At 51.7% G+C, this 16,148-nt stretch carries 10 protein-coding genes; 7 read left to right on the top strand and 3 right to left on the bottom strand.

All coding sequences use genetic code 11. The annotated features are described in order from the left end of the window. Positions 1-106: 106 nt before the first annotated feature. Both AC506A_RS23210 and AC506A_RS23205 read right to left on the bottom strand, forming a co-directional pair. On the bottom strand, positions 107-3,154 hold the full coding sequence (locus AC506A_RS23210) for a S8 family serine peptidase (RefSeq protein ID WP_495463382.1): 3,048 nt from the start codon (positions 3,152-3,154) through the stop codon (positions 107-109). A 183-nt stretch (positions 3,155-3,337) separates the two neighbouring features. Next, entirely contained in the window at positions 3,338-4,447 is a 1,110-nt protein-coding gene (locus tag AC506A_RS23205; RefSeq protein ID WP_495463381.1) for a glycoside hydrolase family 172 protein, read from the bottom strand. A 131-nt stretch (positions 4,448-4,578) separates the two neighbouring features. Between AC506A_RS23205 and AC506A_RS23200 the strand changes: the two genes are divergently transcribed. Both AC506A_RS23200 and AC506A_RS23195 read left to right on the top strand, forming a co-directional pair. Beyond that, a complete protein-coding gene (locus AC506A_RS23200) occupies positions 4,579-5,475 on the top strand; it encodes a helix-turn-helix transcriptional regulator (protein ID WP_495463380.1) in 897 nt (298 codons plus the stop codon). Between the two features lie 97 nt (positions 5,476-5,572). Then, complete coding sequence (locus AC506A_RS23195; protein WP_495463379.1) at positions 5,573-6,925, top strand: hypothetical protein; 1,353 nt, start codon at positions 5,573-5,575, stop codon at positions 6,923-6,925. A 142-nt stretch (positions 6,926-7,067) separates the two neighbouring features. Here AC506A_RS23195 and AC506A_RS23190 read toward each other — a convergent pair whose 3' ends face one another. Next, complete coding sequence (locus tag AC506A_RS23190) at positions 7,068-8,726, bottom strand: glutamine--tRNA ligase/YqeY domain fusion protein (RefSeq protein WP_495463378.1); 1,659 nt, start codon at positions 8,724-8,726, stop codon at positions 7,068-7,070. Positions 8,727-8,881: 155 nt separating this feature from the next. On the opposite strand from AC506A_RS23190, the gene AC506A_RS23185 reads away from it, so the two are divergent. The 5 genes from AC506A_RS23185 to AC506A_RS23165 all read left to right on the top strand — a co-directional run bounded on the left by AC506A_RS23185 (position 8,882) and on the right by AC506A_RS23165 (position 15,519). Continuing rightward, the gene (locus AC506A_RS23185) at positions 8,882-9,406 is read left to right on the top strand and encodes a MarR family winged helix-turn-helix transcriptional regulator (protein WP_495463377.1); all 525 of its coding nucleotides are present in this window, start codon (positions 8,882-8,884) and stop codon (positions 9,404-9,406) included. A gap of 6 nt (positions 9,407-9,412) precedes the next feature. After that, positions 9,413-11,146 carry an ABC transporter ATP-binding protein gene (locus tag AC506A_RS23180; protein WP_495463376.1) on the top strand — a complete coding sequence of 578 codons (1,734 nt, stop codon included), beginning with the start codon at positions 9,413-9,415 and terminating at the stop codon, positions 11,144-11,146. Further along, positions 11,143-13,131, top strand: coding sequence for an ABC transporter ATP-binding protein (locus tag AC506A_RS23175; protein WP_495463375.1), 1,989 nt, complete (start codon positions 11,143-11,145; stop codon positions 13,129-13,131). Before AC506A_RS23180 ends, AC506A_RS23175 begins: the two co-directional genes overlap by 4 nt. Before the next feature lie 170 nt (positions 13,132-13,301). Continuing rightward, a complete protein-coding gene (locus AC506A_RS23170; RefSeq protein ID WP_495463374.1) occupies positions 13,302-14,873 on the top strand; it encodes a glutamate synthase-related protein in 1,572 nt (523 codons plus the stop codon). A gap of 112 nt (positions 14,874-14,985) precedes the next feature. Continuing rightward, positions 14,986-15,519, top strand: coding sequence for a YceI family protein (locus AC506A_RS23165; RefSeq protein ID WP_495463373.1), 534 nt, complete (start codon positions 14,986-14,988; stop codon positions 15,517-15,519). The last annotated feature ends 629 nt before the right edge of the window (positions 15,520-16,148 follow it).

The raw sequence follows: 16,148 nt of genomic DNA, 5'->3' as shown, positions 1-16,148 counted from the left end.
ATTGATATTTACGGAGAAATTGCCGTTGACGTCAGGTACGATTGCTTTTGCCTTACAAGCACCGAGAAGCGTCGACGTGCATAATGGATCCCTGTAATAGACGAAGTTATTTCTCTCTCTTGGTCACACCAGGGAAATCTGCTGGATTTGCAATCATCTCTTCCGTTCCTTTATCCGAGATAGAGCCGGTAATCTTGATTTGCGTGTCCGTAGCGGGATCATATTCATACACGTCTTGCTCCGAAGCCGCGCCATGTACGTTTGGCACATTGGTCAAATTGTTCACTTGTACATTAAATGTAGGAGCTACATTTTCGAAATAAACAGCTGCGCTGGTTGTAAACGTTCGACCCTCATCATTGGTAGCGATGAGCTTCAGACGATACATGCCCGGCTTCGCAAGTACCGGATTATACGCAATCGGATGATCGAGTCGGCCTGTAAATGGATAATAGTAGCCCGAGAAAATGGAGGTAATCGACATGTTCGTATTCTCATTCATCTTCAAGCCATCGAACGTACCGATATAACCGACCTCTTTGTTATCCTTGTCCGTCAGAATGATGTCGATCATGCGCATATGCGATTTTAATTTCAGATAGCCATTAGTATAAAGCACCTGACTTTGGTAACCAGAATCAGAGGGTCTTGTAAAAGCTTTCGGGCTAAGCGAGAAGGAATCGATGCCCTCTACGATGGTACGAATGGCAAATGGCACTTGGTACATCTCATTCGCATCTTCTGCATTCGTATACGTGACATAACCTTCATAAGTACCAAGTGCCGCTGATGCCGGAATCGCAATGGACACGTCTGTGCGTTTCTTGGAAGACGCACCTACGGTTACGGCGGAATCCGTCGTAATGGTCACATTATTCGCAGCCGCATCAAGTGAACCTCGGCGGTCCTTTTGGAATGTAACTGCTACGTTGAAGGTTTTTGCTGTTTTGCTATTGTTATAGATATAGAGAGTACGTTGATCCGATACAGCCGCTCCGCCAGGTACATGTGAACCAAAAGCCATCGCGCCTGTTTGATTCGTTACGTATTGTTTAGAGCCTGTTGCATCTGTGCGATCCAGCACTTCGACACGTGACTGCGCATGAACCGCCTCATAAGGATCGACGACTCCGGCACCCACTTCAAAGACGCTGTAGTTGTCATTGAGCGGATCCGCTGTATTCATTAAAGTCTCTTTCACTTGCGCCGGCGTAAGATCAGGGTTTGCTTGCAGCAGCAATGCCGCTACTCCTGCTACGTTTGGCGAAGCCATCGATGTTCCTGATAAATGCTCATAGGCATACGCATAATTGCCGATTTGATCTGCTCCGTGCATATAAGGCGGCACCGAGGAGAACGTTGATACGCCTGGAGCCGTTACTTCCGGCTTAATATCGTAGGTAATCCGTGCGGGACCACGTGAGCTAAAGCCTGCCAGTGTGCTGCCCGGAGTTACCGTTTCACTCAACGTATCAACGGAGAACGTGGAGAGCAATCCAAGCTTAGGCGACATTACATCTGCCGAAGCTTTCGGTAATGAGAAGGTCGGAATAAGACCATAAGACTCACCTAAGTAAGACGTAATAAAGGTTTCTCCGCCTGCATTGGTGTTATTAGCAAGCAATACCGCTTTCGCGCCGTGCTTTGCCGCTTCTTTGATTTTGATATCGAGAGCGATCTCGCCTCTATTTACATATGCAATTTTGCCAGCTACATCTAAATCTTTGTAGTCAGCAGCTTCACCTAATTTAGGAATCGCAACGATAGGCAGACTCAAGCCGCGCAGCTCTTCCAGCTTGTCTCCGTAGCCTTTGCCAAGCAGTCGCAAATCCGTTGTTGCAGCTGCTGTTGCATCAGCCGCACTAACATGCAGCGTGCCTGTAGCAGTTGCAATCTTCTCCGAAACATCGCTTGCACCCACTGTAATGGCTAGTGCAGATGCACCAGGTGAACCTAGTGTATACATGCCATTTCCGGAGTTGCCCGCAGATACCGCTACAGTTACACCTGCCAGTACGGCATTATTTAATGCAATACTCTCAAGCTCGAGCGGATTGTTCGTGTTTGCTCCAAGTGATAGATTGATAACATCCATTCCATCGTAAATCGCCTTATCAACACCGCCCAGAATGGCATCTGTCGAACCCGAGCCAAATGGACCTAATACGCGGTATACATAAAGATCTGCGTCAGGCGCTACGCCGGTCACTTTGAGCTCTCCCGAATTCTTACCTCGACCTGCTATGATACCGGATACGTGCGTACCATGCTCCGTATAGTAAGGAGAACCGCCGTTGTACTCGCCACTACCGGATTTCTGCCAATCCTCGTACGTGGTTTCCATCGGATCGGCATCATTGTCTACAAAGTCCCAACCTTTTACTGTGCTGGGATTGACACGCTTCGGATCTACACCCGCTTGCGCACGATAACCTTTGTAAGCATCGGTTAGATCAGGATGATTGTAATCAACCCCTGTATCGATAACCCCTACCTTAATTCCCTTCCCCGTAAAGCCTTCGGCATGCAATTTATCAATGCCTGGGAATGTATATTGCGTCGCGACCGCTTGATCTCCTGCAACTGCTTCTTGCTTCACCGGCGGTTCAACATGGACTTCGTTATTGCTCCACACTGCTTTAACCGCGCTCGATTGAAGCAATTGCTGGACTTGATTCGCCGGAAGCTGCATCGCAACGCCATTGATAGAGTTCTTATAGACTCTCGTAATCTTATAAAAACTAGCATCAGAGCTTAGCTCTTCTTTATAGATGGTTTTCAAATCTTTCTGGAATGTTGCTTGCGCTGCTGCTGCATTTTCATTCGCGTCATTCACGGACAACGTTTTACCGTTAAGCGCCTGCTTTAGAACTGCGCTTTGTGCCGGCTCCGCCTTAAACTCTACGATAACCGAAGCAGGCGCTGGGCTATTTAAGTTGACGGAAGGATCTAGCTGAAGACCGCTCTCATCCGTAGCCTCCAGCTGATGCAAGGCTTGGCGCTGCAAAGATGTCATCCCTGCCAGCACTTCTTCCAGCGATTGCGATGTATTCGTCTGTGCCATTGAATGACCGCTTCCGATCGTCATTCCGCTAAGGAGAACCGTCGTGCTAATTGTCATGATAGCTGTTCGTTTCATCCATTTACTTCTCATGATACTCTCCCTTTCTTCCAGTCAATGCTGTTTGTTGGTCTCATTATAAGGAGAGTTGCTGCAAAATGGATTTTGCGAAATTCGTACAAATTGATGGGAAGTTTCTTCCCATCGATTTGTATATGCAAAAAGAAGCCTAGTTCGAGGTTATCGAATCAGGCTTCTTCTGTTTGTTAAAATGGTTTATTTTTCATTTCCCCACAAAGTAGGCTTGCTGCCATTCGCGTTACGCCATGCATGCCGCCACTCGTGTACTTCTCTGACGCCGATTTCCGGCATATTGCCCCGCTCTTCCTTCGCTGGAAGCGTCGGGAATGGGTTATGCGGCTCGCTTTGATACCAGTATGCAACTGTCGATAGATCGAGCGTCAAGCTGTTGTCGTGTCCGTGCTCGATGCTCGCCTGTAACGACTTCTCGAATCTTATCGGATCCTCCAGGAAGAAGCGGTAGCAGTGTGTGCGGCCCATCCAGCCCAGTTTGTTTGGCACTTTAGCGTAGCCGAAGTACGGATGCGCATACACTTCGTTCGGGCACCAGGAGCTGTTGAAGAAGTCCTCGGTCCCCGTTCCATGCAGGGAGCCCGGCCAATCCTCGCCGTCGATCAGCCACATGTCATCACCCTCGCCGTACCACATTGGGCCTGGGTTATCCACGTAGTAATTGATGCCGACAAACTGTCCGCTGCCGACGATATCCGCGAAAACATAATTATGCTCCGTTGTTGTATTCAGCCCCTGTGGTCCGATAACCCCCCACTCCGTCTCTCCTTCTTGCGGATGAACGCCTGTGATTTCGCGGTTCCACCAAGCGTGGAAGCGCCCTTCCGAGGCAGGAATCTCTGGGTGCAGCTCGAAATCAATATAATAATAGAAGTTCGTAATGGGCTCAGTCGATTGGTTCTCGATCGTAATTCTTGCCCCGTCGCCGAAAGGCATCGGGAAATAACAGTTAAACGCTTTGCCATTCGCAGGTGCCGCAGCAAGCGGAAGCGATGCAAAATTGTACTCTTCGCCAAACCCTTGTCCGAAGAAATCGCCCATCGGAGATTCTACGCTCGGCTCGGTTTCGCCATCCCAGTACATCCGAATGACGGCATTGCGGCGGATGAACTTGTCCGGTGCATTGACCGTGATCCAAATATGCTTTACGATGCCAGCGCCGGCAATGACAGCAAGATCCGCCGTTTCTCCCGCGGGAATCGAAATAAAGTCGGCATTCCCTCCACTGCGGTCGTAACTCGAAATCCGTTTCGTTTTAATGCCAGGTTGAATCTTACTGATATGGTTTAACATATTCGTCTCCTCTCACTAGCTTCATGATAGCTTGATTATAACGAACCGCTTCGGAGAAATATTTATCAGGACCATGTGACTTTTTAACAGCAATTGCTCTTCTGACAGATCGCAGCCAGGGAGGCACGCAGATGCAAGAACATGATATCATCACGAGGCTCAGTCCTTATGTTCGCATAGCTATGGCAAGCGCCGTCCCCTCGCATTGGTCCATTCCCTCTCGGCAAATTTGGGATTACGAGCTTCTTTATTTGCAGGAGGGGCGTTTGCTTGTAACGGTGGAGGATGTAGCGTACGAGGGAATTCCCGGCGATATCTTCCTGTTCAAACCGCGGCAGCGACATTCCATCCAGGCGCTTGGCGATGCGGCCATAAGCCAGCCTCATGTTCATTTCGACCTGATCGAGATGCCGGACAGCCCTGATCTGTCGGTGTCCTTCCAGATGCCCAGCCACATGTCGAAGGAACAGCTGGCATGGTTTCGGCCGGACTGGATGTCTGAGGGACCGCTCGCGTTACCGAACCATATTCGGCTTCGTCAACCGAAGCGGTTTGAATCGATGCTGCTGGAATTAATCGAGGAGTTTCAAATGCGATTGCCGCTTTATGAAACCTCTTGTAAAGGATTGCTTCTCTCCCTGATCACTTATTTGATCAGGCAGCATGACCTCGGCATGAAACGCCCCGGTACGGATATGCAAGCCATCCGCCGGCATCTTCACTCCAAATGGGACAGCGAGATTACGCTGGAAGAGCTGTCTGAACGGTTTAAAATCAGCAGGTACTATATGCTGCGCACCTTCAAGAAGCACTATTTGACGACGCCGATCCAATACCATCGCCAAATCCGAATTGATCAAGCCAAACAATTGCTGCGTTATACGAATCTCTCCATCCAGCATATTTCCGATCACTTGGGATTCGGCAGCATCCATGCATTCAGCCGTGCCTTCAAGGTGGCGGAAGGTGTGCCTCCTATAGCTTTCAGAGCGAAGAGCGGTCTGAGTGCGGAAGAGTTGAACAGTTGATTTTGACAAAAAAACGAGATTGTTTAGACCAAGAATTTCCCCCTTAGAACTTATATAATCGTACGTAAGTACAACTTTCATAAGGGAGTGTCGCGCATTGAACAGAGTCGTTATTGACAATAAAGGTATACCTCCTCTTGCCGGAATATGTTCCTACGAAGAGGCCTGCAAGCCCGGATTTACCGTCGACCAAAGCGTAAATCTACTGAAGCGTTTCAACTTTATTGCCAAGAACCTCAATCAAATCTTGTCCGCGCATCTGGCAGCTGTTCCTGAATGGGAAGTTAAATGTGCGTTTGGCTATCATCTGTGGCTCGATGCCGAGCACAGTGCCGCTATTCGCAAACGGGTTTCTGAAATGCGCGAACCTCCCCTGCATCTTGATCACGATCCGGATGAACATCTGCGTATCTGGCTTGACGAAGCAATCCGTGCCGAGAATACGGTGGAGCTGCTCACGGGGATCTACCGGGTCATTCGACCGGAAATCGTGAAAGCGCTGTCCCACTATATTGCGAATATGAATAAAATGACGGAACATCCGACGTATCGCCTGCTACGAGGCATGCTGCAAGATGAAGAGGAGATGATCGCCTGGGGAGAAGCGGCCCTGACGGCGTTAATCGATACTCCCGAACAGGCGAGAATCGCCGAGCAGTGGGAAGCCCATTTACGTGCGTTCTTGCTTGCGGCAGGCGGCGTGTCGGGGAATGTCGATACTGTGGTTTGTGAAGCAGTACCGCGTTCGGACGGTCAACGCTATGAGATGGACCCGATGCCGCGAAGAGATGAGCGGTTTAGTGATCCTTACAATACCTCTGCCAAGATCGATTCTTACTTCTGGGATGAGAACTGCTCGCCGGAAGAACGCGCGTATTCACTGATCTACAAGCGGCTTCGCGAGATGGATGTACCAGAGTGGATGGGCCCGATTCTGTATAAAACAGAAGGCAAGCCGTGGGAATACTACACGGATCTAAGCCGCCAGCTGTGGGATGAAACCCGTCATGCGATGCTTGGGGAAATCGGTCTTTACTACGGCGGTGTTCCGTTCTACAAGTACCCGATTCATATGGGATCCTCGGTGATTCTTAATACCGAATTTAGTCCGCAGGAGGCCCACCTCATATTGTGGCGGATTGAACAAAGCCTCATGCCCAAACATACGGGCAAACAGAAAGAGTGGGAAATTGCGAAGGACACCAACAACCCGATTTCGCTCCTGATCCAAGATTACGACTGGGCAGACGAGGTGCTTCATGCCCAAATCGGACGCAAGTGGCTCGTTCCGGATTACGGCAGCTTGGCGGCAATGACAGAGAGCGGCGACCAGGCGATGAAGGCATGGGGTCAAGCGAACGTCAAAACGGCCGACTGGTCTGAGCAGGCCGAGTGGTGGCCGCAGTTTATGGAGGAAATCCGCGCGAATGAGCTGGCGCGGAAGGGTTAAAGATTGGGGCACCGCTGCTGGCGGTGCTTTTTTTGGTGGGGCGGCTATTCCGCTAACAGCAGCCAACTACGAAAACCAAAAAAAATAAACGGGCTGGCTCCACAAGTCATGAACCATGACTTGCGAGCCAGCCCCTTTTAATTTAAGCCTTTGGATCAAACGAGCTTTTCAGCGACACGATGCGGTTGAAGACAACCTTCGATTCGCTGGTATGCTTCGGATCTACGTTGAAGTAGCCGTGGCGGAAGAATTGGAACTTGTCTTGTCCGCGCGCTTCCTTCATGTTCGGCTCGACGAAGCCTTGCAGCACGTCGAGGGAGTTCGGGTTGATGCGCTCTAGGAAGTCTTTGCCTTCATCCTCCGGGTTATCGAGGAGCAACGGCTCGAACAGGCGGAATTCCGCCGGTACCGCTTGGGAAGCTTCCACCCAGTGGATGGTGCCTTTCACTTTACGGCCGGTGAAGCCTGATCCGCTCTTCGTTTCCGGATCATACGTGCAGCGAAGCTCCACTACGTTGCCGGCTTCGTCCTTCACCACTTCTTGGCATGTGATGAAGTAAGCATGCTTCAAGCGGACTTCGTTGCCGGGGAACAACCGGAAATATTTGTTCGGCGGGTTCTCCATGAAGTCGTCCTGCTCGATATAAATTTCACGCGAGAACGGGATTTGGCGGCTGCCCATCTCTTCGTTCTCTGCATTATTTTCCGCGTCAAGCATCTCCACTTGCCCTTCCGGGTAATTGGTGATGACCACCTTCAGCGGTGCAAGCACGGCCATCGTACGCGGCGCCTTCAGCTTCAAATCCTCACGGATGAAGAACTCCAGCATCCGCTCGTCTACTACGCTGTAAGCACGCGCTACGCCGATTTCGCGGCAGAACGCACGCAGCGATTCAGCCGTGAAGCCGCGGCGGCGCAGACCGCTGATCGTCGGCATGCGAGGATCGTCCCAGCTTTCGACGACACCCTGATCGACGAGCATTTTGAGGTAACGTTTGCTCATAATCGTATTCGTCACGTTCAAGCGGGCAAACTCATATTGACGCGGCTGCGATTCCATCTCGCATTCGATAATCGTCCAATCGTACAACGGGCGGTGATCTTCGAACTCCAGCGTACAGATCGAGTGAGTTACACCCTCAATCGCGTCGCTGATTGGATGAGCGTAGTCATACATCGGATAGATGCACCAAGCATCGCCGGTCCGGTGGTGGTGAGCATGCGCAATGCGGTACAGCGCAGGGTCGCGCAGGTTGATGTTCGGCGAGCTCATGTCGATTTTGGCACGCAAAATCCGTTCGCCGTCCTTGAACTCACCTGCACGCATACGAGCGAACAGATCCAAGTTTTCTTCCACGCTGCGGTCACGGAAGGGGCTGTTCTTACCAGGCTCGGTAAGCGATCCGCGCATTTCGCGCATTTGCTCGGCCGTCAGGTCGCAGACGAACGCTTTGCCTTTCTTGATTAGAAGCACTGCACGTTGGTACAGCTCCTCAAAATAATCCGAAGCAAAACGCAGGTCGTCCCACTCAAAGCCGAGCCAAGTCACGTCCTCTTGGATCGATTCTACATATTCCGTATCTTCTTTTACCGGATTCGTATCGTCAAAACGCAGATTCGTTTTCCCGCCGTATTCATCGGCAAGCTCAAAATTCAGACAGATCGATTTGGCATGGCCAATATGCAGGTAACCGTTCGGCTCCGGCGGAAAGCGGGTGATAACCTCGCTGACTTTACCGGCTTTCAAATCTTCTGCCACGATATTTTTAATAAAGTTAGAGGATGATGTCTTGTTCTCCATTGCGACCAACCTTTCCTACCTAAAATCTTATCCTACTATCATACACAATTTTCAGAGTGTTTATAAATAGCAATCTTGACATTCCATTGGCGAAATAAATATACTTAGGTTAGCTAACTAAAATAAATGCATGATGCAAAAAAGGAGCACTTCCTATGCAAGGTGATCACGAGCACGACCGCAACACTGTCCACCAGCTTATCCGCGCATTCCGACAGCTCAAGAATATTCCGTTTAAGAACCGAAATCCGATCGAGAACTGCACGCCCAGCGAGACGATGACGCTGTTTACCATCGGAGGAGCCATGCGCTCCAATCCCGCCGGACTGAAGGCATCGGAACTCAGCAGTCTGATGAACGTCGCCTCGCCTACGATCACGCAGACAGTCAATGTGCTCACGGCAAGAGGTCTGCTTGAACGTAACACGGACCCGAGCGACCGCAGAGTGGTACGGATTAAGCTGACGGAGGAAGGCGCCAGGCTGACCGGTCTTGCACGAGCCGCCATGCATGCCCGGATGAACGGACTGATCGAACATCTGGGCGAGGATCGTGCAGCGCTGCTGGTAGAATTGCTCGATGATGTCTTCGCCTTCTATCATGGCGAGCGACCGGAGGAATATTCCGTATGGTGCAAGGACAACCCAAGCAAACCAACCAATTCCAAAGAGGGTGAATAAGCGTTTATGATGAAACTGCTTCGTATGCTGCGGCCTTACCGCATCCCTGTTATTTTTGTACTATTGTTCGTATTCCTTCAATCGTTATCGGATTTGTACCTCCCAACGCTGCTCGCTGACATCGTCGACAAAGGCGTCGTCCAAGGCGATAACCCGTACATCTGGCGGATCGGCGGCCTCATGCTGCTCATCGCACTAGGCGGCGGTATCTGCTCGATCGGTGCCAGCTACTTGTCCGCTAAAGCAGCAGGCGGCTTCGGCCGTGACCTGCGCAGTCGTGTTTTCGGGCATGTAGAGAAATATTCGTTGCATGAATTTGACCAAATCGGCACCGCTTCTCTCATTACACGGACGACCAACGACATTACCCAAGTCCAGCAAGTCCTGATGATGATGATGCGGGTGATGGTCATGGCCCCGATGATGTGCTTCGGCGGGATCATCATGGCCCTTTACAAGGACGTCAATCTCTCACTCATTATTATTGCGATTGTACCGATTCTCGCACTCATTATCTTACTTATCGTTAGCCGCGGTGTCCCGCTATTCAAGGCCATGCAGAAGAAGATCGACAAGCTCAACCTTGTCCTACGTGAGAATCTAACCGGTATCCGTGTTATCCGTTCGTTTAACCGCATCAACCACGAGCAAGGCCGTTTCAATGATGCCAATGGCGATCTGACCGATACGTCGATCAAAGTAAACCGGATCATGGCCTCGCTTATGCCTGCGATGATGCTGGTTTTGAATTTTGCGAGCTTAGCTATCGTCTGGTATGGCGGACTTCGCATCGACAGCGGCCACATGGAGGTCGGTGACTTGATGGCCTTCATTCAATACGCGTGGCAAATTATGTTCGCGCTGATCTTTGCCTCCATGATGTTCGTTATGATTCCGCGCGCCTCTGCTTCGGCGACTCGGATCAACGAGGTACTGAACATGGTTCCGGATATTACAGACCCACAAGCAGCTTCTTCGGCTCGATCAGTTGCAGCAAACGGCGAGCTTGCTTTCAACGATGTATCCTTTCACTATCCGGGTGCCGAAATGCCGGCGCTCTCCAATATTTCATTCCGAGCAGGCCGCGGTGAAGTCACCGCCATTATCGGCGGAACTGGCTCCGGCAAGTCTACGCTCATCAATCTCATCCCGCGCTTCTATGATGCTACCAGCGGCAGCATCACGATCGGCGGCATCGATGTTCGCAACATGTCCCAGGAGACGTTGCGCGCCATGATCGGTCTGGTACCGCAAAAGGCGGTGCTCTTCACGGGTTCCATTGCAGAGAACATCCGCTTTGGCAAAGAAGATGCGACCGACGAGGATATTCGTCATGCAGCCGTCGTAGCGCAAGCCAGCGACTTCATCTCCGAGATGAAGGAAGGCTTTGGCTCCCCGATCGCGCAAGGCGGTTCCAACGTATCCGGCGGCCAGAAGCAGCGGTTATCCATTGCTCGCGCACTAGTACGCAGGCCTTCGGTCTATTTGTTCGACGACAGCTTCTCCGCGCTCGACTTCAAAACCGATGCCAAGCTGCGTGAGGCGCTGCGCAGCGAAACGACTGATGCGACAGTCTTGATCGTCGCCCAGCGGGTCAGCACCGTCATGGATGCCGACCGCATAATCGTGCTCGATGACGGCCAAATTTCAGCGATCGGCACACATCGCGAGCTGCTGCAGTCGTCCACCGTCTATCGCGAAATCGTCACGTCACAGCTGTCAGAGGAGGAAATCGCATGAGTGAACTACAGAAAGGTCCTGCAGGCGGCGGTCCTGGCGGCCCTGGCGGCCCGGGCGGTCAGCGGCCAGGCGCTCCAAGCGGACCGGGTCCAGGCAATTTCGGTTTCGGCCCAGGACGCGCCGGCCCTGGCGGCATGATGGGAATGCCGGTTCAGAAGGCGAAGGACTTTAAAGGCACTTTACGCAGACTGACCGGTTATCTGAGGCCTCATAAGACGGCACTGCTTATCGTGCTGCTGACAGCGGTGCTCAGTACAGTCTTCTCGATTCTCGGACCTAAGATCATGGGTAAAGCAACAACCAAGCTGTTCGAAGGACTTATGGGCAAGATTAATGGAGTACCCGGAGCGGAAATTGACTTTCATTATATTTGGCAAATCCTTGTTGTACTTGCGGTCTTATATGTGATTAGTGCTCTATTCGGCTTCATTCAACAGTATGTCATGGCAAGCGTTGCGCAGAAGACTGTATACGACCTTCGCAAGGACGTGAACGAGAAGCTGGCACGATTGCCCTTGAAGTTCTTCGATTCCCGTACACACGGGGAGATCCTGAGCCGCGCTGTCAACGATGTCGACAATATCAGCGGAACGCTGCAGCAAAGCTTGACGCAGTTCATTACCGCCTTAGTGACGCTCATCGGCGTTGTCGTCATGATGCTGACGATCAGCCCGCTCATGACGCTCATTACGGTTGTGACGCTACCGCTTAGCTTCATCGCCATCAAGATGATTGCGAAGCGATCGCAGCTCTATTTTAAAGGACAACAGAAAGCGCTCGGCGAGCTGAACGGCCACGTTGAGGAAATGTACACGGGCCACAATATCGTGAAAGCGTTCGGTCATGAACGCAAATCCGTTGCCAAGTTTAATGCGGTCAATGAGGAACTGTATCAATCCGGCTGGCGTGCGCAATTCGTCTCCGGGATGATTATGCCTATTATGGGCTTCATCGGCAATATCGGATACGTGCTGGTCAGCGTTGCGGGCGGCATTCTGGTTCTGCATAAGTCGATTACAATCGGTGACGTGCAGGCATTCATCTCCTACTCGCGCCAATTCGCGATGCCGATTACGCAAACCGCCCAAATCGCCAATATCATTCAGTCCACGATTGCCTCTGCAGAGCGGATTTTCGAGTTGATGGATGAGGAAGAAGAAGTACTGGAAGCGGCAGCTCCGGTTGCGATTGTAAGCAGCCAAGCTGCTGCAGTCGTCGGTAAAGCGATGAAGCCAAAGGGCGACGTGAGCTTCAACCATGTGCAGTTCCGCTATAAGGATGACACGGCGCTCATCGAGGACATGGATATCCATATCCGCGCAGGTCAAACGATTGCCATCGTCGGCCCAACCGGCGCCGGCAAAACAACGCTGATCAACCTGCTGATGCGGTTCTATGAACTGAATAGCGGCAGCATTACCATTGACGGTGTAAACCTAACGCAGCTTCGCCGCGGCGATCTACGAGGCTTGTTCGGTATGGTGCTCCAGGATACGTGGTTGTTCAACGGAACGATTCGCGACAATATCGCTTATGGACGCATCGGCGCTTCGGAAGACGAAGTGGTTGCAGCCGCTAGAGCCGCCTATGCCGATCACTTCATTCGTACGCTGCCTGACGGCTACGATACGATTCTGAATGAAGAAGCTTCGAATATTTCTCAAGGTCAGAAGCAATTGCTCACCATTGCCCGCGCCATTCTTGCCGACCCTGCGATCCTCATTCTCGATGAGGCGACAAGCAGCGTCGATACGCGGACAGAGATTCATATTCAGCATGCGATGAATGAATTGATGCAAGGGCGGACCAGCTTCGTCATCGCTCACCGTCTCTCAACGATTCGTGATGCCGATCTCATTCTCGTCATGAACCACGGCACGGTGATCGAGCAAGGCACCCACGAAGGCCTGCTCGCCGCAGGCGGTTTCTACGCCGATCTGTACGAAAGTCAATTCAGCAGCCGCAAGCGTCAAGATGTAAGCTAGCCTAATACTGTCACTTGATACAAACCTCCATTCCTACCTACCCAGGTGGGAGTGGAGGTTTTGTCATTCTACCGGGTTCGCAGCGTACATCCGCGACTAAAAAATGGAAGCGCATGGTATACTGAAATGGGAATTATCGCCTGCTAATTTGACAACTGGGGGAGTCCGAGATGATATCCACGATTCTAATTACCGCCGTATTCTTGCTGGTCGCACTGCCGCTGCTCGCGTTCTTCAGCTATATGTACATCCTCTCCAAGCGGCCCAAGCATTCCATTATTCGATCGCATCCGTTTCTCGGCTGGGTCCGCTATTTGCTGGAGAAGCTGGGTCCGGAGTTCCGGCAATATTGGTTCGACAACGATACGGAAGGAAGACCGTTCTCGCGGGCCGATTTCGTCGGCATCGTGTATGCGGCCAAATACCGCACAGATCTCATCTCCTTCGGCGGCCGCCGCGACTATGAGAAGCCGGGCTTCTACTTGTCCAATGCGATGTTTCCGAAGCTGACGAGCGAGCTTAAGGTCGACAATCTCGAGCTCGTACCCGGCAGAAAATACGTCATTACCGATGAAGGCCTGTTTACGCGCAAAGAAAAAACCGTCGACGAGAGCGTGAAGCGCTGGCTCCTCGCTGACGATGATGTCATTATTGTCGGGCAAGATCGCCCTCAGCCATGGCGGCTCAAAGGCATGTTCGGCGCGTCAGCCACTTCCTTCGGCGCTGTTGGCGAGAACTATATCCAATCTACCGGCAGCGGCGCAGCAATGGCCGGCGGTTCGTGGATCAATACAGGCGAAGGCGGCGTTGCAGATGTTCATCTCGCAACCGGCGCAGACGTCGTCTCCCAAATTGGCCCAGGCATGTTTGGTTTCCGTGACGAGCAGGGCAAATTCTCGATCGAAGCATTCAAGCGCAAAGCGGAGAATCCGAACATTAAAGCGTTCGAGCTTAAGTTTCATCAAGGAGCCAAGATCCGCGGCGGACACCTCGAGGGCTCCAAAGTAACCGAAGCTGTAGCGGCAGCAAGGCATGTTCCTGTTGGCAAAACCGTCAATTCTCCCAATCGGTTCGAGCTTCTGACGAGCCCGGAAGAAGCGCTTCGTTTCATCAGTTCCTTGCAAGAAGCCGGCGGCAAACCCGTCGGCATCAAAATCGTCGTCGGCGACCCGAAACGGCTGGAGCCCTTATTCGCGGCGATGCTGGAGCTGGGCATCTACCCCGACTTCATTACGGTTGACGGCTCCGAAGGCGGATCTGGCGCTACATTTAAGGCGATGGCTGACGGCATGGGGCTCCCGCTCTATGCGGCACTCATCATACTCGACGACACGGCCCGCAAATTCGGCGTTCGCGAACGCATTCGCATCTTCGCCTCCGGCAAGCTGATCACACCGGACAAAGTAGCGATCGCCCTCGCGCTTGGAGCAGACTGCGTCAATTCGGCGCGCGGCTTCATGATGGCGAACGGCTGCATCATGGCGATGCAATGTCATACCGGCAAATGCCCGACCGGCATTACGACAACCGATGCGAAGTATCAAGCTGCACTTGCGCCCGAGGAGAAGCAGTGGCGGGTCATGAATTATATTTTGCAGCTTCGGGAAGGCTTGTACTCGCTGTCTGCAGCATGCGGTCTGGATAGTCCGCGCGGGCTGCGCCGGGAGCATGTTGTATTCGCGACAGAAAACGGACAAACGACCCGTATCGCCGATTTGTTCCCTTATCCGGAGCCACATTAATCCAGCAGGATTTTTCTGACATCCGTATTGACAAAGACCTTCTTTCCCGATTAAACTTACTATATAATATTTAGCTTATTATTAATTGTAAGTAAATTTAGGAGGTTAATTCATGTCTTTGTCCAAATGGATCGTTGATGCAAGCCACAGCAGTGTTGATTTCACAATCAGACATATGATGATTGCTAAAGTTAAAGGTACCTTTCACGAATTCGATGCGGTAATCGAAGCGGATCCAACAGATCTTACAACTGCAAACATCCAATTTAATGTCGCGCTTAGCAGCATCGACACGCGCAACGCCGATCGTGATAACCACCTTCGCACAGGCGATTTCTTCGATATCGAGCAATTCCCGGCACTATCCTTCAAATCGACATCGATCAGCAAAACAGATGATGGCGAATATAACGTTACTGGCGATCTCAGCTTGCACGGCGTGACTCGCACAGAATCTTTCATCGTTGCTTACGAAGGCAGCGGCAAAGATCCATGGGGCAACGAGAAAGTCGGCTTCAGCGGTAAAGGCACGCTCAAACGCAGCGAGTACGGCCTCACGTACAACGCAGCGCTTGAAACAGGCGGCGTTCTAATCGGCGACGAAGTGAAATTCACGATCGAAATCGAAGCTTCCAAACAAGCTTAATTTCACGCTTTTCCTATCAGCGAAGACCCGCTGTCGGCGGGCCATATAAACCAACCAAGATCGCCTTAACCTGCCTGCTTGGACAGGTGATTGGCGATCTTTTTTATGTTCTGGCAGATATTTCCGCGAAAACGACAATAGCGAAGTCCGCGGAGCGCTTTGGCATCCGCTAAACTTCGCTCAGGCGGTTTGCCTGAATGCTCTAACGAACCGTACGGCGCTTATTTGCCCATTATTGGCATCGAAAAAATTCTAACGAACCGTAGGGACACTATTTGACGGTTTTGGAGTGGATTGGAGCCGAATATCCCGAAATAACGCCTCTACGGTTCGTTAGATTCTCGAAGCCCCTAAGTTCGGCCAAATAACGCCTCTACGGTTCGTTAGATTTTCGAAGCGTGTGAGTTGCGGTGTGCGAGTTGTGCGGTGTGCGAGTTGTGCGGTGTGCGAGTTGTGCGGTGTGCGAGTTGTGCGGTGTGCGAGTTGTGCGGTGTGCGAGTTGTGCGGTGTGCGAGTTGTGCGGTGTGCGAGTTGTGCGGTGTGCGAGTTGTGCGGTGTGCGAGTTGTGCGGTGTGCGAGTTGTGCGGTGTGCGAGTTGTGCGGTGTGCGAGTTGTGCGGTGTGCGAGTT

It is taken from the genome of Paenibacillus sp. N22P23 (genome assembly GCF_059383735.1).
This window is presented reverse-complemented; position numbering and strand designations above follow the sequence as displayed.

Excerpts from the sequence above, each read along its gene's own strand:
- AC506A_RS23185 (WP_495463377.1), top strand. The coding sequence starts at position 8,882 with ATGCAAGGTGATCACGAGCACGACCGCAACACTGTCCACCAGCTTATC.
- AC506A_RS23205 (WP_495463381.1), bottom strand. The coding sequence starts at position 4,447 with ATGTTAAACCATATCAGTAAGATTCAACCTGGCATTAAAACGAAACGG.
- AC506A_RS23175 (WP_495463375.1), top strand. The coding sequence starts at position 11,143 with ATGAGTGAACTACAGAAAGGTCCTGCAGGCGGCGGTCCTGGCGGCCCT.
- AC506A_RS23170 (WP_495463374.1), top strand. The coding sequence starts at position 13,302 with ATGATATCCACGATTCTAATTACCGCCGTATTCTTGCTGGTCGCACTG.
- AC506A_RS23165 (WP_495463373.1), top strand. The coding sequence starts at position 14,986 with ATGTCTTTGTCCAAATGGATCGTTGATGCAAGCCACAGCAGTGTTGAT.
- AC506A_RS23210 (WP_495463382.1), bottom strand. The coding sequence starts at position 3,154 with ATGAGAAGTAAATGGATGAAACGAACAGCTATCATGACAATTAGCACG.
- AC506A_RS23190 (WP_495463378.1), bottom strand. The coding sequence starts at position 8,726 with ATGGAGAACAAGACATCATCCTCTAACTTTATTAAAAATATCGTGGCA.
- AC506A_RS23200 (WP_495463380.1), top strand. The coding sequence starts at position 4,579 with ATGCAAGAACATGATATCATCACGAGGCTCAGTCCTTATGTTCGCATA.
- AC506A_RS23180 (WP_495463376.1), top strand. The coding sequence starts at position 9,413 with ATGATGAAACTGCTTCGTATGCTGCGGCCTTACCGCATCCCTGTTATT.